Consider the following 21,364-nt stretch of genomic DNA (forward strand, 5'->3'; position numbering starts at 1 on the left):
ACGGGCTTTTGCCCGATCTAAGCGGCCTTTTGTGAAGGCAGCTTAGATACCAGTCGCAGCGAAACAGTAAGCCCTTCCAGTTGATAGTGCGGACGCAAGAAAAATTTGGCGGCATAATAGCCTGGGTTACCCTCGATTTCTTCCAGCTCCACCTCGGCGTTAGCCAACGGTTTACGGGCTTTAGTGCTCTCTGTTGAATGGGCGGGATCACCGTCCACATACTGCAAAATCCAGTTCTGCAGCCAACGCTGCATTTCCTCTTTTTCTTTAAATGCGCCGACCTTATCACGCACAATGCATTTAAGATAATGCGCAAAGCGGCAACAAGCGAATAAATAAGGTAAGCGAGCAGCCAGATTAGCATTCGCGGTCGCATCCGGGTCATCGTATTCGGCCGGTTTATGCAATGATTGAGCTCCGATAAAGGCGGCAAAATCAGAGTTTTTTCTATGCACTAACGGCATAAAACCATTTTTGGCTAATTCTGCTTCCCGCCGGTCGCTGATGGCAATTTCAGTTGGGCATTTCATATCGACACCGCCATCGTCGGTCGGAAATGCATGAACCGGCAACCCTTCAACCGCGCCCCCTGATTCAATACCACGGATACGCGAACACCAGCCGTAAGTTTTGTAAGAGCGCGTGATATTGGTGGCCATTGCATAAGCCGAATTGGCCCACGTGTATTTGCTGCTATCAGCGCCTGCCGTATCTTCTTCAAAGTTAAACGCTTCAACCGGCTCACCTTTTACGCCATAAGGGATACGGGCTAAAAAGCGTGGCAGCGTCAAGCCCACGTAACGCGAGTCCTCCGATTCACGTAATGAACGCCATGCGGCATGCTCTGGCGTTGAAAAGATCTTTGTCAAGTCACGTGGATTGGCGAGTTCCTGCCATGAATCCATCAGCATTACCGAGGGCTCGGCAGCGGTAATGAAAGGCGTATGCGCAGCGGCAGAAACCTTAGCGATTTGTGTCAAGAGTTCAATGTCTTGATTACTATGATCAAAATAATAATCGGCAACAAGCATGCCATAAGGCTCGCCGCCAAATTGACCATATTCTTCTTCGTAAATTTTCTTGAAAATCGGACTTTGATCCCAAGCGGTACCTTTATATTTTTTTAAAGTTTTAGCCAGCTCGTTTTTTGAAATATTCATGACCCGAATCTTCAGCGTCTCATCAGTCTCCGTATTACTGACTAAATGATGTAAGCCGCGCCAGGCACTCTCAACCTGTTGAAATTCCGGTGCATGTAAAATCAAATTAATTTGCGCCGTGAGTTTCTGATCAATCTGGGCAATCAGCGCTTCGATCGTCGACAAGACATTCCCAGAAACGACATTCGCCTCGCGCAATGCCTGCTCAGCCAATGTTTGCACCGCGTGTTCAACGGCTTCTTTGGCTTTGTCCGTTCTTGGCCTAAATTCTTTTTGCAACAAACTGGCGAATTCATTTGTTTCCAGCAGTTTCTCACCAGCGCCTACCTGATCCTGCACGAGTTGCTCAGCCATAATCATGCCTCCTCGCTAACAGGTTGAGGTTTTGCTTGTGAAACTAATGATTGCATTAACGCCGGATCATTGAGTAGATTGGCAATCAGCTCCTCAGCACCGGTTTTACCATCCATATAGGTCAATAAATTAGCAAGCTGGGTACGTGCTTCAAGCAGTTGCCTGAGCGTATCTACTTTTTTAGCAATGGCTGCCGGCGAAAAATCTTCCATGCTTTCGAAAGTCAGTTCTACGCTCAACTCTCCTTCGCCAGTAAGGGTATTGGCGACACGCGTGGCTACGCGCGGCTTAATTGCTTTTAGACGTTCATTGAAATTGTCGACATCGATTTCCAGGAGTTTGCGTTCTGCAACCGGCGGCAATGGTTCTGCTGGCTGACCTGACAAGTCGGATAGTACGCCTGCGATAAAAGGTAAATTAACCTTTTTCTCAGCCCCATATACTTCGACGTCATACTCAATCTGCACCCGAGGTGCTCGATTCCGGGCGATAAACTTCTGACTGCTCTCTTTCACCACAATGCCTCCTTTACTGTTAAGTAATGACGACCTACAAACGATAGTAAACAATTTTCTACTATCGTCTTTTTAATATGGGCTAATCGATACCGCTAATCTGTTTTGCTTGATGTAATGCATCCGGCACAAGGTCCTGCAAGATCTCAATAAAATCTTTTCCGACCAAACGCTGTGCGCGCCTTAATAAAAGTGCAACCGGACTTGATGGTTCTCTGATCTCGTAGTATGCACAAATACGATCAATTGTAGCAACGACATCTTCTTGCGTTGTGATTGCACAACGCGGTGTTTTTAAATCATTGACAAATGAGTCGCATTCAGAATCCTGCGCCAATGCTGCAGTTGCTTGCCTGGATGCATTCGGATTAAGCCGCTTACTAAAAAAATCATGCGCACACTTTAGTATTTTTAATAAAGGCGAGAAATCAATCGACCGCACAACCCCGACCTGCCCTATCACTATTTGACTAATGTGCGCAATACTCCCAAGTATTTTTTCAATGGCTGATATGGCTTCGGTCATCTGCGAAAGCTGACTCTCAATCAAAGCCAAAGATGCAGGCGCCATATCTGGCGGCAGCGGGAGTTCTCCCAATGCATATTCAAGATCACGCAAACTCAGCGTGCCTTGCGTCTTCGATACAAGCAATGGCGCATTACGCACATCGCGCAGCAAATCTTCATTAATTAAAAAAAGTAGCGTGTTTAAACGCGTAGTGGGATCATTGTCATCTTGGCTGTCGAGTTGCGGATGCACCACATGCCAGTAGCGCTCAAGCAAACCCTCGAGCAGCGCCAAGCCAACGGCAAAGCCACTAAAACTATACTGGGCCAGTAATGCTTGCGTTAAGTGCGCAACGATGCGTAAATCCCGACTACGCACCAGTAGCTCTATGGCCAGAGCTTCAACCTGCCTCCAATCTGGCGCTGTCGCCTGCATTACAGTATCGCCATACTGGACTTCGGGTTTACCCTCAATCACTTTTTCCAAATACAGAAACTGAGAATCATATTCAAGATTATCGCCACACGGATTGGTTTCGGTGACAGCAAGCAAGAAAGGGGCGAGATCAGGAATAGCCACGCTTATATTCTCAAATTAAATGACTTGTTTTAAACAGCATTCGAACGAATCCTAGCAGAGTTAAATGGATTCTGGCAAAGAATTTCAAGGGTAGTTACCCACAGATTGATAGGCATAAAGAATACTACTGACCATTGCTTACTTTGATCGGCTCGGTATGCCTAACTGTGCGATTTACACACACCATTTCACTTTTAGACAAGCAGGTTTGTGCAGTTATTCGGCGCATACGCCAGATGGCGAGATTTTCTGTATCATATTGAAATGTTTAGAAAATCTCTCTTTATCTCTTTATGGATAGGGGCTGCTGCGCTGATAGCAAGTGCACCCTTTTACGCCGCCGCTCGTGATAACTCGCAGCGCCCCGTTCCTACCGGTTGGTGGCAGACTCAATTGCCGCAATTGTCAAACTCTACTGCGCCGATTCCGCCGGCACACGCCGTTGCGCGTTCCACACACTCTTTTGAGCAATACCGCGGCAAACCCCTGGTGATTCATTTCTGGGCTCCCTGGTGTGCGCATTGCGTGCAAGAAATCGAAACGCTTGCCATGCTTTATAAGGAATATGCGCCTAGTGGCCTGCAGTTTATCGGTATCGCTGTTGATTCAGCGAATCATGTCGAACAGTTTACGCAAAAAACCAAAATACCTTATCCACTCTATATTGCCGGCTTCGGTGGGATAGAATTGGCGCGCGGCTTCGGCAATGCTCAAGGTGGACTGCCTTTTACAGTGATTCTGAATCAAGCCGGAGAAATTCACTATACTGCATTAGGTCGCCGTAGTGCCGCCGAGTTCCGCCAACAACTTAATAATCTATAATAGCGATTTAAGCAGACTAGTGTACAAAATATAACTCTCCTAATCGAGTCATTTACTGCCTACTTTTTTTTATTAAACTAGACAAACTTCGCTATTCGGCGGTAAAGTTCGCCCAATTTCCTTAAATTAGATATTAAATGACTGCTCGGCTACTCGTGTTGCATGGCCCTAACCTCAATTTACTCGGCTTGCGAGAGCCAGAGGTATATGGTCGCCTGACACTCAGCGAAATCAACCAACGCTTGCAACAACGCGCTGCCTCCGAAGACGCTACAGTAGAAACCTTCCAAAGCAACCATGAAGGGGGATTAATTGACCGTGTGCACCAGGCCAAGGCGGAAAATATTGATTTCATTGTTATCAATCCAGCCGGCCTTACACACACCAGCGTAGCGCTACGCGATGCGTTGGTTGGCGTAGATATTCCATTTATCGAAGTACATTTATCGAATATTCACCGCCGTGAGGCATTTAGGCATCAATCATTTCTTTCAAGTCAGGCGCTTGGCGTGATTTGCGGCTTGGGCTGGCACAGTTATCTATTTGCGCTGGAATTTGCGCTTGATCAACTGAAACCTACCTAATTAGTTAAATTAGTTATTATGCGCTGCTGTGGCAGCCATTATTTTCATGGGAACTTATCAATGGATTTACGTAAGCTCAAAACACTCATCGACCTAGTATCAGACTCTTGCATCTCTGAACTAGAAGTCACCGAAGGGGAAGGCAAGGTTCGGATTGTCAAAAATACAGCGCCGGTTTATTTGCAAGCGCCTGGATCCATGCCACAATTCAACGCGCCAATTCAAGCCAGCGTGACTGAAGTGACGGCTAGCGCCACGCCAATGTCAAACGCAGAAGCGACGGTTAACGAGGTGGTGCAGGGTCATATCGTTCAATCTCCGATGGTAGGCACTTTCTACCGCTCCCCATCGCCAGGCGCAGATCCTTTTGTGCAAATTGGCGATAGCGTCAAAGAAGGACAAACCCTGTGCATTATAGAAGCCATGAAGCTCCTCAACGAAATTGAGGCCGATAAAACAGGCATTGTGAAAGAAATTCTGGCTGAGAACGGTCAACCTGTCGAATATGGGCAACGCTTGTTTGTCATTGCCTAAAATCCAATAATGTCATATGTTTGAAAAAATCTTAATTGCCAATCGCGGCGAAATTGCGCTGCGCATTCAACGCGCCTGCCGGGAGCTCGGTGTCAAAACCGTAGTTGTCTATTCTGAAGCAGACAAAGAAGCGAAATATGTGCGTTTAGCCGATGAAGCCGTCTGCATTGGACCCGCTCCTTCCGCGCAATCCTATCTAAATATGCCCGCCATTATTAGCGCGGCTGAAGTTACCGATGCTGAAGCGATCCACCCTGGCTATGGCTTTTTATCAGAAAATGCTGATTTTGCCGAGCGCGTCGAACAATCCGGCTTTACTTTTATTGGGCCACGTCCGGAAACCATTCGTTTAATGGGCGACAAAGTATCTGCCAAGCAAACCATGATTAAAGCCGGGGTGCCTTGTGTGCCAGGCTCCGAAGGCGCTTTACCTGAAGATCCGAAAGAAATCATCAAGCTTGCGCGCCAAATTACCTATCCAGTGATTATTAAAGCTGCGGGCGGAGGTGGCGGACGAGGCATGCGCGTGGTCCATACGGAAGCCGCTCTCATTAACGCCGTCAATATGACTCGCGAAGAAGCCGGACGCGCATTCGGCAATCCTAATGTGTATATGGAAAAGTTCTTGGAGAACCCACGCCATATCGAAATTCAAGTACTAGCCGATTCATTTAAGCACGCAATCTGGCTAGGTGAGCGCGATTGCTCAATGCAGCGACGTCACCAAAAAGTCATCGAAGAAGCACCAGCGCCTCATATTTCGCGCCGCCTGATCGAGCGGATTGGGGATCGCTGTGTGGACGCATGTAAAAAAATGGGGTATCTCGGCGCGGGCACTTTTGAGTTTTTATACGAGAATAACGAATTCTATTTCATTGAAATGAATACGCGAGTACAGGTTGAGCACCCGGTCACAGAGATGATTACTGGGATTGACATCGTACAAGAACAAATCCGCGTGGCGGCGGGGGAAAAACTACGCTTTAAGCAACGCGAAGTGATTCTGAAAGGCCATGCGATTGAATGCCGGATCAATGCTGAGGACGCCTATAAATTTACCCCTTCGCCCGGCCGCATAACATCCTGGCATGCGCCTGGTGGACCTGGCATTCGAGTCGATTCACATGCCTATCACAGTTATTTTGTGCCTTCCCATTATGACTCAATGATTGGCAAAGTCATCGCCTATGGCGCCACCCGCGAGCAAGCGATTAGCCGCATGAGTATTGCGCTTTCTGAAATGGTCGTGGAAGGGATTCACACCAATATTCCGTTACACCGTGAACTGATGCTTGACGCCAAATTTGTTGAAGGCGGCACCAGCATTCATTATCTTGAAAATAAGCTCGCGGCTAAACACCAAGCGACTCTTCAAAAGGCCTAACTTAGAGCATTTAACATGAATCCGCAGAGCTATCGTGAACTCGTGGTGGAGCTCGCGCAAACAGATGCGCAAGCGCTTTCCGATATTCTGCTTGAGTTAGGCGCTTTATCGGTCACCCTTGAAGATGCGCACGCCGATACGCTTGACGAAAAGCCGCTGTTTGGCGAGCCGGGTTATGAGCCGACTCAGGTTGCGTGGCAACTTTCTCGGTTAAGCGTGCTCATTGCCGGGTCCGATGAAGCTGCGCTTTTGCTTAGCGCTGCCGCCAATCAACTTGGTCTGACCTCACTACCACCTTATCAGGTGCGTGAAGTACCGCAGCAAGACTGGGTACAACTGACCCAAGCGCAGTTTGAGCCGATCCCAATCGGCCAACGCATTTGGGTCGTCCCCTCCTGGCATGCATTGCCCCCAAGCGCGCCTGAAGATGCTCTGCTACTCGCCCTAGATCCTGGGCTAGCTTTTGGCACCGGCAGTCACCCCACTACGCGCCTATGCATGGAATGGCTTGAAGCAACCGTGACGGCAGGCCATACTGTGCTTGATTACGGTTGTGGCTCTGGGATTTTGGCGATCCTGGCTAAAAAATGCGGCGCAGCGCATGTCGTTGGCATCGACATCGACCCGCAAGCAATTGCCGCGGCGCGCCGCAACAGTGAACAGAATCAAGCGGATGTTCTCTATCATCTTCCTGATGAAGCTCAACCCGCTCAATTCGATCTTGTGATCGCCAACATTTTGGCTAATCCGCTAAAACAGATGGCCTCGAGGTTATGCGCCAATATACGTCCAGGCGGGCAACTTGCACTTTCAGGCATCCTTGAGCACCAGGTAGATGAACTCATACCCTATTATGCGCCTTGGCTTAAGTTATCGGTCTGGCGCGCCGCGGAAGGTTGGGTGTGTCTAACTGGACAACGACTTCCCGCAGATCATTTATAACGCTTCAATCGGAGAATTACGATGTCTACAGTCACTTTAGGCGGCACATCCGTCGAGATCAATGGCACTTTCCCAGCCCTACATCAAATCGCCCCTCCTTTCACGCTGACCGGCAAAGACTTAGCTGAAGTTAAGCTGGCCGATTTCGCCGGCAAGCGTAAAATCCTGAATATTGTGCCAAGCCTGGATACCCCTGTTTGCGCAACCTCGGCGCGCACTTTTAATGAGGCGGCCAGTCAGCTTAAGAATACGCTCGTGTTGGTGATCTCAGCCGATCTGCCATTTGCGGCCGCGCGTTTTTGTAGCACTGCCGGCATCGAACATCTGATGACACTCTCTACCTTTCGCCATCCCGAGTTCGCTCGGCAATATGGGGTCGAAATAACCAGCCCGCCACTTGCTGGCTTGACAGCGCGCGCCGTACTCGTGCTGGATGAAAATAATCAAATTTTGCACGCGGAACGGGTCTCTGAAATTAAGCATGAACCTAACTATGAGGCCGCACTCGCCGCCTTGAGATAATTTTATGAGCACCCTTATCTGCGGCTCGCTCGCCTATGACACACTAATGACCTTTGAGGGGCGTTTTTGCGAACATATTTTGCCGCAACAGGCGCATATTCTCAATCTTAGCTTTCTAGTCCCGACGATGCGCCGCGAATTTGGGGGGTGTGCGGGTAATATCGCTTATAGTCTGAGTGCATTAGGCGGCACTCCTTACATTATGGCTACGCTGGGCGCAATAGACGCGCAAGATTACCTTGACCATCTGGCGCAGCTTAAACTTCCAACGGATTATTTGCGCGTACTGCCGAGCATGTATTCAGCGCAAGCTATGGTCACCACTGATCTTGAAAATAATCAGATCACGACCTTTCACGCTGGCGCAATGTTGCACGCGCACGTTAACCAGATCAGCCAAACGCAAGGCATCACGCTTGGCATTGTAGCGCCTGATGGGGGGGACGCTATGCGCCAACATACAGAACAGTTTGCCGCGGCGGACATTCCTTTTGTGTTTGATCCGGGTCAGGGGCTGCCGCTGTTCCAAGGCGCGGAACTACAAAAAATGATTGAACTTTCCGCCTATCTCATCCTCAACGATTATGAAGCACAGTTATTAAGCGATAAAACCGGTTGGTCGATTGCGCAAATTGCCGCACGAGTGAAAGCGATGATTGTCACGCGTGGCGAACAAGGCGCGTTGATTTATCATGAGGGGAATGTTATTACTCTTCCCGCCGTTCCAGTTGAGCAAGTGATTGACCCAACTGGCTGCGGTGATGCATTCCGAGGAGGAGTGCTTTATGGGATTGAACATGGCCTAGATTGGGCTACAACCGGCCGCCTCGCTAATCTGATGGGTTCAATCAAAGCCGCTCATCAGGGCCCACAAAGCTACTCTCACCGCTGGGAGACAATCCATGAATATTTTAAACAAACTTTTTCTTACAGCTTACAGTAAGTAATTTTTGGGAATATATATATGAAACACGTGATTCGCATTACAGCGGCGGCTTTGCTAGCTGGGTCCTTCGCGCTCCAGGGCTGCGCCTTACAAAGCTCGTCCGCCGATGTCTATACAGCTCGCCAGGCGCAACGTGAACAAACAGTGCGTCTAGGCACCATTGAAAGTGTGCGCGCCGTCAAGATCCAAGCTGACAATGGCCAGCCAAGCGGCTTAGGCGCTCTCGGCGGTGGCGCTTTAGGCGCAATTGCCGCCAGTAGCATCGGCGGCGGACGCGGCGCTCTGCTAACAGGCATTGCGGGAGGGCTGGGCGGCGTTGTCGCAGGCAATGCCATAGAAGGAGGCGTCGCCAAGCGTAATGGTCTGGAAATCACCGTACGCCTTGACAATGGTGATATACGCGCAATTACGCAGGAAGCAACGCCAGAGATATTTCGCGCTGGCGAACGCGTGCGCCTAGTATCAGGCAGCGGCGTTACTCGCGTCACCCACTAAGAAACCGCTTTCTAGCGATAGAATATCCCGCTGTCTGGCAAACGCCGACTAGCGGGATATAGGATCGAATCAGCATCCGATCAATTAGTGCAGTGAGCTGCCTGCAAATCAACTTACACCTACTCTGGCCAACGTTACGGCCGGCCACCGGTTGGAAACGGCCAAGCAGCAGTCGGATTCAGTGTAGTTTTGACGCCTGCTGTAGCGTTTGCCGGTGTAGCCGCTGAGGTTGCAGTAGTCGACTTAGTTGCCGTTGCGCTTTTTTTCGGCGTCACCGCTTTTTTAACCGTACCGACTTTTTTAGCAACGGCCGTTTTTACAGCGGTAGTTTTCTTCGCGACCGCCTTTTTAACCGCTGCGACTTTCTTAGCGACAACTTTTTTCACGGGCGCCTTTTTAGCCACAGTTTTTTTCGCTGCGACTTTTTTCACGGCAACCTTTTTAGCGACGACTTTCTTGGCCGGGGTCTTTTTTGCCACGGTTTTCTTGGCCGCAACTTTCTTGGCCGCAACTTTTTTCGCTACCACTTTCTTAGCCACAACTTTCTTGGCTGGAGCCTTCTTTGCCACTACTTTTTTCGCAGCAACTTTTTTCGCTACCACTTTCTTAGCCACAACTTTCTTGACTGGAGCCTTCTTCGCCACTACTTTTTTCACAGTAGCTTTTTTAGCGACAGTTTTTTTAGCCGGAGCTTTTTTCACTACACTTTTCTTGGCGACCGCTTTTTGAGCTGTAGCCGTTTTCTTCACAGCAACTTTCTTTGTTGCGGGTTTAGCAGCCGTTTTTTCTACGGCAGGTTTTTTCTTAGCAGTTACCATTATTTTCTCCTTCAAGTTTTAGAGAAGAGTCGAACAAATAACACTCTTGATTGAGGTCCAACTTTCGCAAATGCATTTCTTATCTGCCCTCACGAAAAACGAACCATTCATCGGCGCACGCTTTCTTTTTGGCTTACGCTAATGAATACGGCTGCGCATATATGGCCTCATTTGAGCACCCTATATGCGAAAAAAATGCCGACACCCAGGCCGGCCACTGCTGAATCAATCTATTGCAAAACCGAGTGTTTTTTTTCATAAAAATCTTTGAAGGAGGTGTAATGTGTCAGGCTCAACGCCATCTTGCCTGGGTTACGATTCCCAATTAAGCGCACCGCCAGTCTGATACTCAATGACTCGCGTTTCAAAGAAATTACGCTCTTTCTTTAAATCAATCATTTCACTCATCCATGGAAAAGGATTCTCTTCTTTTGGAAAAAGCGGCTCAAGGCCAATTTGGGTACACCGTCGATTGCAAATAAAGCGTAGGTAGCTTTTAAACATTGAGGCATTCAAACCTAGCACGCCACGCGGCATTGTATCTTCAGCATAACGGTATTCGAGATCTACTGCAGTCTTAAACAGTTCGCGAATTTCTGCGTGAAATTCAGAAGTCCATAAATGCGGATTCTCTAGTTTAATCTGGTTAATCAGATCAATGCCAAAATTACAATGTAATGATTCATCCCGCAAAATGTATTGATATTGCTCGGCCGCCCCAGTCATTTTGTTTTGCCGACCAAGAGCTAAAATCTGCGTAAAGCCAACGTAAAAGAACAGCCCTTCCATCACGCACGCAAACATAATCAGCGATTTCAGCAAGGCTTGATCTGCCGCTGGGGTGCCGGTCTTGAAAGCCGGGTCAGTCAATGTATGAATAAACGGGAGCAGAAATTCGTCTTTAGCGCGAATCGACGGAACCTCATGGTAAGCATTAAAAATTTCCCCTTCATCGAGGCCCAGCGATTCAACAATATATTGATATGCATGGGTATGAATGGCTTCTTCAAACGCTTGACGCAACAGATATTGACGGCATTCAGGCGCGGTAATGTGGCGATAGGTCCCTAGAACAATATTATTTGCCGCCAGCGAGTCCGCTGTGACGAAAAAGCCTAGGTTCCGTTTTACTACGCGGCGCTCATCTTCAGTCAGACCATTCGGATCTTTCCATAGAGCAATGTCGCGCGACATATTAATTTCTTGCGGCATCCAGTGATTCGCGCAGCCAGACAAATATTTTTCCCAGGCCCATTTGTATTTAAACGGAACCAGTTGGTTTACATCCGTTTTGCCATTAATGATGCGCTTATCAGCAGCTCTTACACGTGCTTGCTGATCCACTTGGCGCACTGCGCTATCCAGCGCCGGCGCGGGTGATTTTGGCGAAACAAATTGCGGCTCGCCAGTTGCGGGAGTTTTGGTCGTGATCTCTTCGTCCCAGTTAAGCATAAATTCCACCATCGATATAAATCGGTTTGTACCATCTTTTCACAAGGGATAAAAGAGTTCACTTGTGAAAAGCGTTTTTTTAGTGTTGTATGCAACTTGCATACAACACTTCTATGCACCTAAGTGGCTCGTGAAAATGCGCGCGCCATTTTTTATTGGCAAGCTTCGCACTCAGCAAAGTCTGCATCGCCCGGCCGCAACATGCACACTGGGGCCAACTCTTGCTCCGTTGCTGCAGGACTATCAGGCATCAACGCAGACACCGCATTCAGCGCGCCGTGCGCCACCGTCGATTTCTCAACATGAGTAGCCGCCATGGTACGTAGATAATAAGTTGTCTTTAAGCCGCGGACCCAAGCGAGCCGATAAATTTCCTCCAGTCGCTTGCCAGAAACACCCGCCATATAAATATTCAGAGATTGCGCTTGATCGATCCATTTTTGCCGGCGTGAGGCCGCTTCAACTAACCATTTAGGATCCATTTCAAAAGCGGTTGCGTACAGCGCGCGCAATTCAGCCGGAATCCGTTCAATGCGAGCCAACATGCCATCGAAATATTTCAAGTCGGCGACCATCACTTCATCCCACAGGCCACGCTCTTTCAAATCGCGCACGAGATAATCGTTCACGATCGTGAACTCCCCTGACAGATTCGATTTCACATAGAGATTTTGGAAGGTCGGCTCAATACATGCCGACACCCCAATAATGTTTGAAATCGTCGCGGTTGGCGCTATCGCCACACAATTTGAATTGCGCATGCCATGTTGTGCAATGCGGCCACGCAACACATCCCAGTCTAGCGAACTCGATTGATCAACCTCGACATAGCCACCGCGCGCCTCCGCCAGCAGTTGCACTGTATCTTGCGGCAAAATCCCTCGGTCCCACAATGAACCCCGATAACTTGAGTAGCAGCCACGCTCAGCGGCCAACTCAGTCGAAGCCCAATATGCGTAGTAACACACGGTTTCCATTGAACGATCAGCAAATTCAACGGCAGCCTGCGAAGCATATGGCAGGCGCAATAAATGCAAACAATCTTGAAACCCCATGATGCCAAGCCCTACTGGCCGGTGCTTCAAGTTTGAATGGCGGGCCTTTTGCACCGCGTAATAGTTAATGTCAATGACATTATCGAGCATACGCATCGCGGTTCGAATGGTCTTTTTCAGCTTATCGTGATTCAACTCTAAGCTGCCATCCTCTCGCTGAACCAGGTGCGCCACTAAATTGACTGAACCCAAATTGCATACCGCAATTTCGCTCTCATTGGTATTTAGCGTAATCTCGGTGCACAAATTGGATGAATGCACAACGCCAATATGCTGCTGCGGAGAACGGATATTGCACGGATCTTTGAAGGTAATCCAAGGATGGCCGGTTTCAAATAGCATTCCCAACATTTTGCGCCACAATTGAATCGCCGGCACTTTTTTAAACAGTTTAAGCTCGCCTCGCGCAGCTTTTGCTTCATAGCCGATATAAGCGGCTTCAAATTCAGCGCCAAATTTTTCGTGCAAGTCTGGGCAACTTGAAGGTGAAAACAAGGTCCAATCTGCCTCTTCCTGTACTCGCTTCATAAACAGGTCGGGAATCCAGTTCGCAGTATTCATATCGTGCGTACGACGGCGATCATCCCCTGTATTTTTGCGCAGCTCAAGAAACTCTTCAATATCTAAATGCCAGGTTTCTAAATAAGCACATACTGCGCCTTTACGTTTACCGCCTTGATTCACCGCGACCGCAGTGTCGTTCACCACTTTTAGAAAAGGCACCACCCCCTGCGACTTGCCATTTGTGCCTTTGATATGCGAGCCTAGCGCGCGTACTTGCGTCCAATCATTACCCAAGCCGCCGGCAAACTTTGACAATAAGGCATTTTCTTTTAATGCCTCATAAATACCATCTAGATCATCCTCTACCGTGGTGAGATAACATGACGATAGTTGCGCGCGACGTGTCCCTGAATTAAAGAGGGTTGGGGTCGAACTCATGAAATCAAATTGAGACAACACATGGTAAAACTCAATAGCCCACGCTTCACGATCGATTTCATTCAGGGCGAGCCCCATTGCCACTCGCATAAAAAAGGCTTGTGGCAATTCAATGCGCCGCCCTTCATGGTGCAAAAAGTAGCGGTCATAAAGCGTTTGCAGCCCAAGATAGCCAAATTGCAAATCGCGGCTAGCATCAAGCGCTGCGCCTAGTTTTTTTAGATCGAACTGTAATAGCTTGTCATCCAGTAGTTCCGCTGCGACGCCCCGTTTAATAAATTGTGGGAAATATTCGGCATAGCGGGTAGCCATTTCAGCTGACGTCACTTCTTCAGCGAGCACTTCACGACGCACCGTGTGCAGCAAAATACGCGCGGTCACCTGACTATAGGCCGGATCTTTTTCGATCATTGTGCGCGCAGCAAGAATAGCTGAATCATAAACTTGGCTAAGCGGCACTCCATCGTAAAGATTTTTAATGGTTTCCGTTACAATCGGCTCGGCCTGCACGGCGCTGCCTAAATCAGCGCAAGCAGAGGCAATCAACGCTTTCAGCGCAGACAAATCAAGCGGGCGCATCGATTCTCCCTCTGTCACCCGAATGCTTTCTTCCATGCTTGGCTGCGCCTGAGCGCTCAGCGCACGCTCTTGTGCCCGCTTCTCACGATACAAGACGTAGGCGCGGGCCACGTTATGCTCGCCAGCGCGCATCAATGCAAGCTCGACTTGATCTTGAATATCCTCAATATGAAACGTGCCGCCAGCCGGCCGACTGCGCACCAGCGCGCGCACCACATTTTGCGTGAGCTGAGTCACTTGCTCGCGCACGCGCGCGGAGACCGAACCCGACCCTCCGTTTACGGCCAAAAAAGCTTTAGTCATCGCAACTTCGACTTTAGAGGGCTCAAATCCCACTACTGCGCCATTGCGACGAATCACCTTGTAGTCAGCTAAAGTGTCGGTCTGTACCAGAGCCACATTTTGATGTTGCGGAATGCCTTGAGAGCTAGCAGAACGGCTCAGCGGCTCGTCCGTTCCGGTTGAGGCTTTATAAGTGGTGGTTTGCATCGGCAAAACTCCTAATCTATTGAATGAAAGCGCGGCAAAACCGCGGCTGAAAATAAGAAACTGTCTTCAAAGTGATACGCCTTTGCGGCTACGAATGAAGACAAGAAAATGTACGAAACACGAACCCAGCATTGTTTTATCAAGTGTTTAAACAATAGATTGGCGCGCATTGCAGAGTGACTAGAATACAGAAGAAACACAATATATAGTGCTAAGAAAAACTTAGAATACTAAGTATAGTGAATTTATTAAGCTCTGGACACTGTTTTATTTTTTATTTACGTCCTTGACTTTTTTAAGTTTGTGTTATGCACCCAAGTGAACCATTCAATCAAATTCCGTGCTACACGCTACGCTCGTCACTCACTCTATGTACCGCGTTCACTTTCATCGTGCGAGTCAGCGTGCGTTTAGCTGTTGATAAGGAAAATAGTCATCCGTCAGGCCGCTCAAATCGCGTAAACACCGCCAATCGAAATAAGGCCCCGGATCCGTCTTGCGCCCCGGAGCAATGTCTTCATGTCCGACGAGTGCGCCAATCGGGTAGTGCTCAATCAGTACTTTAACTAACTCTGCAAGCCTTGCATATTGAGCCCTTTCAAATGGGACTGTATCAGCTCCTTCAAGTTCAATTCCGATCGAAAAATCATTGCAGCGCTCGCGCCCAAAGAAATTAGACAACCCCGCGTGCCAGGCGCGATCCTCGCAGGAAACAAATTGCTGCAATGCGCCGTTACGCCGAATCAGAAAATGGGTTGATACGCACAAACCTCGAATCTTTTCATAATAAGGATGCGCCGCAAAATCGAGTCGATTGCAAAATAAATCCCCAATCTGCGATCCGCCAAATTCACCTGGCGGCAAGCTGATGTTGTGAATCACAATCAGCGTCGGCGTCATGCCAAGCGGCCGCGCATCAAAATTAGGCGAAACTTGCCTCCCTGTGGTTTCAAGCCAACCGTGTTGATTAACCCTCAGCGGCAGATTCACGCACTGTCCTTTAGCATTTGGTTGAGTTTTATTCATGCACCATGAGCATTTGAGTGGATGCGGCAGCCTTTGGGTTGGGCCACCGGCCCGCGCGCGCTTGAGCAGACCCTAAGCGCACCTATGCAACTCGGCGCGACAACAGGACTTCAAAGACAAAATGGCTCCCTATATAAGCCAATAAGAGCACCCCAAAGGCGGCTAAGATCCAACGTAATACAACGCGACCACGCCAGCCATAAAATCTTCGGCCGATTAACATAACGCCAAACATAACCCACGATAAACAGGCAAAAACCGTCTTATGATCAAAGCGCAAGGCGCGATCAAATAGCTGCTCACTAAAAAGAATGCCCGACAACAAGGCCAGCGTCAGCAGCACAAAACCGGCGCCCATCAAGCGAAATAATAATTTTTCAAGCGTCAGCAAAGGCGGCAATGAATCAAGCCAATTGCCAAACCAATTTTGGTGCGGCGCGATACAAGGCGCGCCGGCTACACGATGCAATCTGCGCTCAACCAGCAGCATGAGCAACGCATGTAGCGCCATCAGTGCGAGCAAACCATAGGCGACATTCGCCATGACAAAATGCCATTTGAACAATGGCGTGGCCGCATAGGGCAATAAATGCACGCCACCAAATGCCAGTGGCAATAACGAGGCCAGACAGGCCAGCGGCAGCGCCAATAAAGCCAAACCTTCTAGCTCAAAAAAGAAGCTTTCAAGCCAGTAAATGCCCATGCTCAGCCACAACATGGCGGATACCGCAAAGGCAAAACCAAAAATCATTGCATCGGACAAAAAGATCGTGGTGTATAGTACTCCCCCATGCGCGCTTAATGCGCTGGCCAACAATAAGCGCTCGCGACACCAACGCGGCTGCGCTGGCATGCTACTATAAGCAGCGCCGCCCCCTTGACGCCAATGCCGGCGCCAAGCTACAGATGCTAGGCCACCATAGAGGGCCGCTGTCAATACGTACAGTACAATAGTCATAACTTAAGTTTACCCGAGTCGCTCATTTCTCAAAAGTTGTTTGTAACACTACTGCTCACTTAGCTTCTATGTTCGATACCCTTACTCAGCGCATGACGCGCATTGTTAAAACGCTGCGCGGCGAAGCCCGTTTAACCGAAGCCAATACCCAGCAAATGCTGCGCGAGGTGCGCCTGGCTTTACTTGAAGCCGACGTTGCGCTGCCCGTTGTGCGCGCCTTAACCGCCCGCATTAAAGAAAAAGCCCTAGGCGCCGAGGTGCTTGACAGCTTAACCCCAGGCCAAGCGTTAGTTGGCGTGGTGCAGCGTGAGCTCACGGCGATCATGGGCGGTGATGATGCCAGCCAGACGGCCGAGTTGCAGCTTGCCGTCAAAGCGCCTGCAATCATTTTAATGGCTGGCTTGCAAGGAGCGGGTAAAACCACTACCGCGGGTAAACTGGCCAAATTTTTGCGCGAACAACAGAAAAAAAAGGTCCTGACTGTTTCATGCGACATTTATCGACCTGCCGCCATGGCTCAGCTCAAAACCGTGACCGAACAAGCCCAGACAGATTATTTTCCAGCACAAGCTGAACAATCCGTACTTGAAATTGCGCAGGCTGCGCTCAATTGGGCGCAACGCCACTATCACGATGTATTAATCGTCGACACGGCTGGCCGCTTAGGCATCGACACCGCGATGATGCAAGAAATCGCTGCCCTACATGCCGCCTTAAATCCCGCTGAAACCCTGTTTGTGGTTGACGCCATGCTTGGGCAAGATGCAGTGAATACCGCCCAAGCTTTTAATACTACACTACCGCTCACCGGCATTATTCTAACCAAACTCGATGGCGATGCGCGGGGTGGCGCAGCTTTATCCGTGCGGCATGTTACGGGTCTGCCGATTAAATTTGTCGGGGTTGGCGAAAAACTTGACGGTCTTGAAACCTTTCATCCAGATCGCATGGCGCGCCGGATTCTCGGCATGGGCGATCTATTTGCTTTAGTTGAGCAAGCCCAACATAAAGTGGATCTGCAAGCGGCGCAACAGCTCGCGCATAAAGTTAAACAAGGGAATTTCACGCTCGATGATTTTAAAGCGCAGCTCGCGCAAATGAAAAATATGGGCGGCCTGTCATCGCTACTGGATAAATTACCGGCGCAATTTCAAGCCGCCAACAACCCACAGAAGATGAATCAAGCCGAAGGCCAAGTACGCCGGATGGAAGGCATGATTAACGCGATGACACCCCTTGAACGGCGCAAGCCCGAGCTACTTAAAGCCAGCCGCAAACGCCGTGTCGCCACGGGCGCGGGAGTCCAAGTGCAAGAACTCAATCGAATGTTGGCGCAATACGATCAAATGCGCACCATGATGAAAAAGCTTAAAGGCGGTAACTTAGCGAGTATGATGCGCAGCGTAAAAGGTATGCTACCAGGGATGCGCTAAGTTTCAAGCACGGCCGCGACCCTAGCTGTAGCAACACCTACAATCGAAAACGCCCCGATCTGCACTCCATTGCCGCAAACCCGCAGTATTTGCAATGGACTCACATGCAGAGAAGATAGGCCGGCGCGGGCATTTAAGTCGGGTTCCATTTGACTGAAATGTCGGATTATTAGCACGTAATTGGCTTAACTCCTGCTAAAAGTTTATTAATAGGAAGGCGCTACACCCCTCTGCTTCAACAGTGATCGATTCACCTCGCTTAAGCCTTTCACTCCATCGAGCACGCTATCCCTCACATTCAACTCACTATGCGGTGACATCCAATTCAGACGCGCCTGAACTTCATCACCACCTCCTACCACCTGCCACTGACGAACTAATTTATCATCACTGCCAGTCAATAGATAGATACCCTCGAGCGTCGATTTCCAGGCTACGCTATTGACTCTTCCGCCAAAACCTTTAATCACCGCACGACACTTACCCGAGGCAACATCCCACAGCCGCACCGTATTGTCATCACTGCCCGATGCGATCTGCGCGCCGCTCGGCAAATACACCACGCTCAAAACATCGGAGGTATGTCCTTGTAAGGTGTGCCCGGCGGCTCCGCTTTCCGCATCCCACAGCCGCACCGTATGGTCAGAACTGCCCGATGCGATCTGCGCGCCGCTCGGCGAATACACCACGCTATTAACACAGTTAGTATGTCCTTGTAAGGTGTGCCCGGGGGCTCCGCTTTCCGCATCCCACAGCCGCACCGTATTGTCTAAACTCCCCGATGCGATCTGCGCGCCGCTCGGCGAATACACCACGCTCAAAACCCAGTGAGTATGTCCTTGTAAGGTGTGCCCGGGAGCTCCGCTTTCCGCCTCCCACAGCCGCACCGTCTCGTCAGAACTGCCCGATGCAATCTGCGCGCCGCTCGGCGAATATACCACGCTATTAACACGGTTATTATGTCCTTGTAAGGTGTGCCCGGCGACTCCGCTTTCCGCATCCCACAGCCGCACCGTATTGTCCCTACTCCCCGATGCGATCTGCGCGCCGCTCGGCGAATACACCACGCTCAAAACATAGTCGGTATGTCCTTGTAAGGTGTGCCCGGGGGCTCTGCTTTCCGCATCCCACAGCCGCACCGTACGGTCATAACTGCCCGAGGCGATCTGCGCGCCGCTCGGCGAATACACCACGCTATTAACACAGTTAGTATGTCCTTGTAAGGTGTGCCCGGCGGCTCCGCTTTCCGCATCCCACAGCCGCACCGTATGGTCAAAACTGCCCGAGGCGATCTGCGCGCCGCTCGGCGAATACACCACGCTCAAAACATAGGAGGTATGTCCTTGTAAGGTGTGCCCGGCGGCTCCGCTTTCCGCATCCCACAGCCGCACCGTCTTGTCTAAACTCCCCGATGCAATCTGCGCGCCGCTCGGCGAATACACCACGCTCAAAACAGAGTCGGTATGGCCTTGTAAGGTGTGCCCGGCGGCTCCGCTTTCCGCCTCCCACAGCCGCACTGTCTTGTCATCACTGCCCGAGGCGATCTGCAAACCGCTCGGCGAATACACCACGCTCCTAACAGAGGAGGTATGTCCTTGTAAGGTATGCCCGGGGGCTCCGCTTTCCGCATCCCACAGCCGCACCGTCTTGTCATCACTGCCCGAGGCGATCTGCGCGCCGCTCGGCGAATACACCACGCTCAAAACATAGTCGGTATGTCCTTGTAAGGTGTGCCCGGGGGCTCCGCTTTCCGCATCCCACAGCCGCACCGTATTGTCCCTACTCCCCGATGCGATCTGCGCGCCGCTCGGCGAATACACCACGCTAGTAACCCAGTGAGTATGTCCTTGTAAGGTGTGCCCGGGGGCTCCGCTTTCCGCGTCCCACAGCCGCACCGTCTTGTCTAAACTCCCCGATGCAATCTGCGCGCCGCTCGGCGAATACACCACGCTCAAAACAGAGTCGGTATGGCCTTGTAAGGTGTGAATTTTTTCCCAATTCGACGTCGCATACACACGGATCTTACCGTTATTAAGTCCTATGGCACAGGTTTTCCCATCCGGTGAATAGGCACAAGAGTTCACCTCGCTCTCTTCTTCAAGATACGCCCATTCGCCAAACTGCACACCAGACATCTGCGCTCCGCTTAAATTCGCCTGCCGCAGCCAGCTCATGTGAAGCGTGGCCTTTCTTAAATCGGCATCCTGCAACTGCGCTGAATCGAACACCCCAAAACTCAGATCTGCACCGGGTATTTGGATCCCCTTTAAATCAGCACCAATAAACTGTACTCCCGCTCTGGTCAAAATCGTCATGGCATTCGCCGCCGTTTGGCGTACGCTTTTATCCGCTTTCGAGCGCTCTATAATCGCTAACAGCTGTTCCTTAAATATGGGCTCTTGCTGCACGCGATTAGTCAACAAGCGCACAATACCCAGATCGCCAATCCAATGCTTTGGCGTTAACGATAGGTTCCGCTGCATTTTGGGGGGTAAAACAGCGTGCTCTTCAAAACTATAGACTGAAGCGGCGCTGCCTCGACGTTGGCGGGCGCTTACCTCCATACACCCATCGAACGACTCAAACAGCGACCGCGCCACAAAATATTCCAGCAGCGATTTATGGATAAAACGGTATTCAGTCCCACTTCGGATCAACGGCCACACTTCACGCAGCAGTTGATTTTCTTCTTCTCGACCGAAAAAGGCATCCTTCCAACTCCCCTTGTCGTTGAGCGACGAATAATCAACTATCGGTTTACCTGCATTCTCGATATACACTTGCACCGCTAATGCTTGCACAAATACAATGCCGTGCTGGGCAAATCCTTCGTCAGATAGGATGCTAAAGATCTCTTTTTTAGTACCCGTTAAATTTTGAGTGCTTAAGCGCTGCTGGTTGCGTTCAAACCATTGTCTGACGAACTGATCATACAGGTCCATCCGTAACTGGATCGCAGATCCCGCTTTCCCCTTTTCTTCGACGTACGGTAACGCTTCTAGCACCACCCGCAGCAAAAATGGGTTGCTAACCAAGTCTTTTAAATTAGATTGTTTGGAGAAAGCTTCTCGGTATGCTTGTGCCGTCCAGCCCGTTGGGTTGTACTCCACATATTTTTTGAGATAGTGATCGCTCTCTTTTTCTGAAAACGGTAGAACCACGACTTCTTGAAACGCCGTGTCTTTATCCTTCTCAATCGGATTCGGTTGAAAACGGCTTTGGTAGTCCTGGCCCAGATATTCGCTGCGACAACTGATCACCATCTGA

General features: G+C 49.9%; 18 protein-coding genes. 9 read left to right on the top strand and 9 right to left on the bottom strand.

Translation table 11 applies throughout. The annotated features are described in order from the left end of the window. Window positions 1-17: 17 nt before the first annotated feature. The 3 genes from tssC to tssA all read right to left on the bottom strand — a co-directional run bounded on the left by tssC (window position 18) and on the right by tssA (window position 3,116). Window positions 18-1,514, bottom strand: a complete 1,497-nt coding sequence (tssC, locus tag MCB1EB_RS09700; RefSeq protein ID WP_045366324.1) for a type VI secretion system contractile sheath large subunit — start codon at window positions 1,512-1,514, stop codon at window positions 18-20. A gap of 2 nt (window positions 1,515-1,516) precedes the next feature. Beyond that, window positions 1,517-2,032: a type VI secretion system contractile sheath small subunit gene (gene tssB / locus MCB1EB_RS09705; protein ID WP_045364769.1), complete on the bottom strand. Its 516-nt coding sequence runs from the start codon at window positions 2,030-2,032 to the stop codon at window positions 1,517-1,519. A gap of 79 nt (window positions 2,033-2,111) precedes the next feature. Continuing rightward, window positions 2,112-3,116, bottom strand: a complete 1,005-nt coding sequence (gene tssA, locus MCB1EB_RS09710; RefSeq protein ID WP_045364766.1) for a type VI secretion system protein TssA — start codon at window positions 3,114-3,116, stop codon at window positions 2,112-2,114. Window positions 3,117-3,380: 264 nt separating this feature from the next. Between tssA and MCB1EB_RS09715 the strand changes: the two genes are divergently transcribed. From MCB1EB_RS09715 to MCB1EB_RS09750, 8 genes are all read left to right on the top strand, one after another. Further along, a complete protein-coding gene (locus MCB1EB_RS09715) occupies window positions 3,381-3,938 on the top strand; it encodes a TlpA family protein disulfide reductase (protein WP_126354016.1) in 558 nt (185 codons plus the stop codon). 137 nt (window positions 3,939-4,075) lie between these two features. Beyond that, the gene (aroQ, locus tag MCB1EB_RS09720; RefSeq protein ID WP_045364762.1) at window positions 4,076-4,522 is read left to right on the top strand and encodes a type II 3-dehydroquinate dehydratase; all 447 of its coding nucleotides are present in this window, start codon (window positions 4,076-4,078) and stop codon (window positions 4,520-4,522) included. Window positions 4,523-4,582: 60 nt separating this feature from the next. Beyond that, a complete protein-coding gene (gene accB, locus MCB1EB_RS09725; protein ID WP_026921373.1) occupies window positions 4,583-5,056 on the top strand; it encodes an acetyl-CoA carboxylase biotin carboxyl carrier protein in 474 nt (157 codons plus the stop codon). 16 nt (window positions 5,057-5,072) lie between these two features. Then, on the top strand, window positions 5,073-6,440 hold the full coding sequence (accC, locus tag MCB1EB_RS09730; RefSeq protein WP_045364759.1) for an acetyl-CoA carboxylase biotin carboxylase subunit: 1,368 nt from the start codon (window positions 5,073-5,075) through the stop codon (window positions 6,438-6,440). A gap of 15 nt (window positions 6,441-6,455) precedes the next feature. Then, window positions 6,456-7,382 (top strand): 50S ribosomal protein L11 methyltransferase, encoded by a 927-nt coding sequence (gene prmA / locus MCB1EB_RS09735; RefSeq protein WP_045364756.1) that lies wholly within the window; start codon window positions 6,456-6,458, stop codon window positions 7,380-7,382. A 21-nt stretch (window positions 7,383-7,403) separates the two neighbouring features. After that, a complete protein-coding gene (gene tpx / locus MCB1EB_RS09740; RefSeq protein WP_045364753.1) occupies window positions 7,404-7,904 on the top strand; it encodes a thiol peroxidase in 501 nt (166 codons plus the stop codon). Window positions 7,905-7,908: 4 nt separating this feature from the next. Beyond that, entirely contained in the window at window positions 7,909-8,847 is a 939-nt protein-coding gene (locus MCB1EB_RS09745) for a carbohydrate kinase family protein (RefSeq protein ID WP_045364750.1), read from the top strand. Between the two features lie 21 nt (window positions 8,848-8,868). Further along, window positions 8,869-9,345, top strand: coding sequence for an outer membrane lipoprotein (locus tag MCB1EB_RS09750; protein ID WP_045364743.1), 477 nt, complete (start codon window positions 8,869-8,871; stop codon window positions 9,343-9,345). A gap of 134 nt (window positions 9,346-9,479) precedes the next feature. Here the strand turns inward: MCB1EB_RS09750 and MCB1EB_RS09755 are convergent, their stop codons facing one another. The 5 genes from MCB1EB_RS09755 to MCB1EB_RS09775 form a co-directional block, all read right to left on the bottom strand. Then, on the bottom strand, window positions 9,480-10,163 hold the full coding sequence (locus tag MCB1EB_RS09755; RefSeq protein WP_045364742.1) for a histone H1-like DNA-binding protein: 684 nt from the start codon (window positions 10,161-10,163) through the stop codon (window positions 9,480-9,482). A 312-nt stretch (window positions 10,164-10,475) separates the two neighbouring features. Next, complete coding sequence (locus MCB1EB_RS09760) at window positions 10,476-11,627, bottom strand: ribonucleotide-diphosphate reductase subunit beta (protein WP_045364740.1); 1,152 nt, start codon at window positions 11,625-11,627, stop codon at window positions 10,476-10,478. A gap of 140 nt (window positions 11,628-11,767) precedes the next feature. Continuing rightward, entirely contained in the window at window positions 11,768-14,680 is a 2,913-nt protein-coding gene (locus tag MCB1EB_RS09765) for a ribonucleoside-diphosphate reductase subunit alpha (protein WP_081953558.1), read from the bottom strand. A gap of 399 nt (window positions 14,681-15,079) precedes the next feature. After that, window positions 15,080-15,706, bottom strand: coding sequence for a 1,6-anhydro-N-acetylmuramyl-L-alanine amidase AmpD (gene ampD, locus MCB1EB_RS09770; protein WP_045364738.1), 627 nt, complete (start codon window positions 15,704-15,706; stop codon window positions 15,080-15,082). 82 nt (window positions 15,707-15,788) lie between these two features. Beyond that, on the bottom strand, window positions 15,789-16,664 hold the full coding sequence (locus MCB1EB_RS09775) for a cytochrome C assembly family protein (RefSeq protein WP_045364737.1): 876 nt from the start codon (window positions 16,662-16,664) through the stop codon (window positions 15,789-15,791). Window positions 16,665-16,732: 68 nt separating this feature from the next. On the opposite strand from MCB1EB_RS09775, the gene ffh reads away from it, so the two are divergent. Next, entirely contained in the window at window positions 16,733-18,097 is a 1,365-nt protein-coding gene (gene ffh / locus MCB1EB_RS09780) for a signal recognition particle protein (protein ID WP_045364734.1), read from the top strand. Here ffh and MCB1EB_RS12130 read toward each other — a convergent pair. After that, window positions 18,094-18,246, bottom strand: coding sequence for a hypothetical protein (locus tag MCB1EB_RS12130; protein ID WP_161566219.1), 153 nt, complete (start codon window positions 18,244-18,246; stop codon window positions 18,094-18,096). The genes ffh and MCB1EB_RS12130 overlap by 4 nt on opposite strands. Between the last annotated feature and the right edge of the window lie 3,118 nt (window positions 18,247-21,364).

The organism is Mycoavidus cysteinexigens (assembly GCF_003966915.1).
GTDB classification, from domain to species: Bacteria; Pseudomonadota; Gammaproteobacteria; order Burkholderiales; family Burkholderiaceae; genus Mycoavidus; species Mycoavidus cysteinexigens.

Bases quoted from the DNA above. Each gene is read 5' to 3' on its own strand.
- tssC (WP_045366324.1), bottom strand. From the start codon at position 1,514: ATGGCTGAGCAACTCGTGCAGGATCAGGTAGGCGCTGGTGAGAAACTG.
- MCB1EB_RS09715 (WP_126354016.1), top strand. From the start codon at position 3,381: ATGTTTAGAAAATCTCTCTTTATCTCTTTATGGATAGGGGCTGCTGCG.
- aroQ (WP_045364762.1), top strand. From the start codon at position 4,076: ATGACTGCTCGGCTACTCGTGTTGCATGGCCCTAACCTCAATTTACTC.
- accB (WP_026921373.1), top strand. From the start codon at position 4,583: ATGGATTTACGTAAGCTCAAAACACTCATCGACCTAGTATCAGACTCT.
- accC (WP_045364759.1), top strand. From the start codon at position 5,073: ATGTTTGAAAAAATCTTAATTGCCAATCGCGGCGAAATTGCGCTGCGC.
- prmA (WP_045364756.1), top strand. From the start codon at position 6,456: ATGAATCCGCAGAGCTATCGTGAACTCGTGGTGGAGCTCGCGCAAACA.
- tpx (WP_045364753.1), top strand. From the start codon at position 7,404: ATGTCTACAGTCACTTTAGGCGGCACATCCGTCGAGATCAATGGCACT.
- MCB1EB_RS09745 (WP_045364750.1), top strand. From the start codon at position 7,909: ATGAGCACCCTTATCTGCGGCTCGCTCGCCTATGACACACTAATGACC.
- MCB1EB_RS09750 (WP_045364743.1), top strand. From the start codon at position 8,869: ATGAAACACGTGATTCGCATTACAGCGGCGGCTTTGCTAGCTGGGTCC.
- MCB1EB_RS09755 (WP_045364742.1), bottom strand. From the start codon at position 10,163: ATGGTAACTGCTAAGAAAAAACCTGCCGTAGAAAAAACGGCTGCTAAA.
- MCB1EB_RS09760 (WP_045364740.1), bottom strand. From the start codon at position 11,627: ATGGTGGAATTTATGCTTAACTGGGACGAAGAGATCACGACCAAAACT.
- MCB1EB_RS09765 (WP_081953558.1), bottom strand. From the start codon at position 14,680: ATGCAAACCACCACTTATAAAGCCTCAACCGGAACGGACGAGCCGCTG.
- ampD (WP_045364738.1), bottom strand. From the start codon at position 15,706: ATGAATAAAACTCAACCAAATGCTAAAGGACAGTGCGTGAATCTGCCG.
- MCB1EB_RS09775 (WP_045364737.1), bottom strand. From the start codon at position 16,664: ATGACTATTGTACTGTACGTATTGACAGCGGCCCTCTATGGTGGCCTA.
- ffh (WP_045364734.1), top strand. From the start codon at position 16,733: ATGTTCGATACCCTTACTCAGCGCATGACGCGCATTGTTAAAACGCTG.
- MCB1EB_RS12130 (WP_161566219.1), bottom strand. From the start codon at position 18,246: ATGGAACCCGACTTAAATGCCCGCGCCGGCCTATCTTCTCTGCATGTG.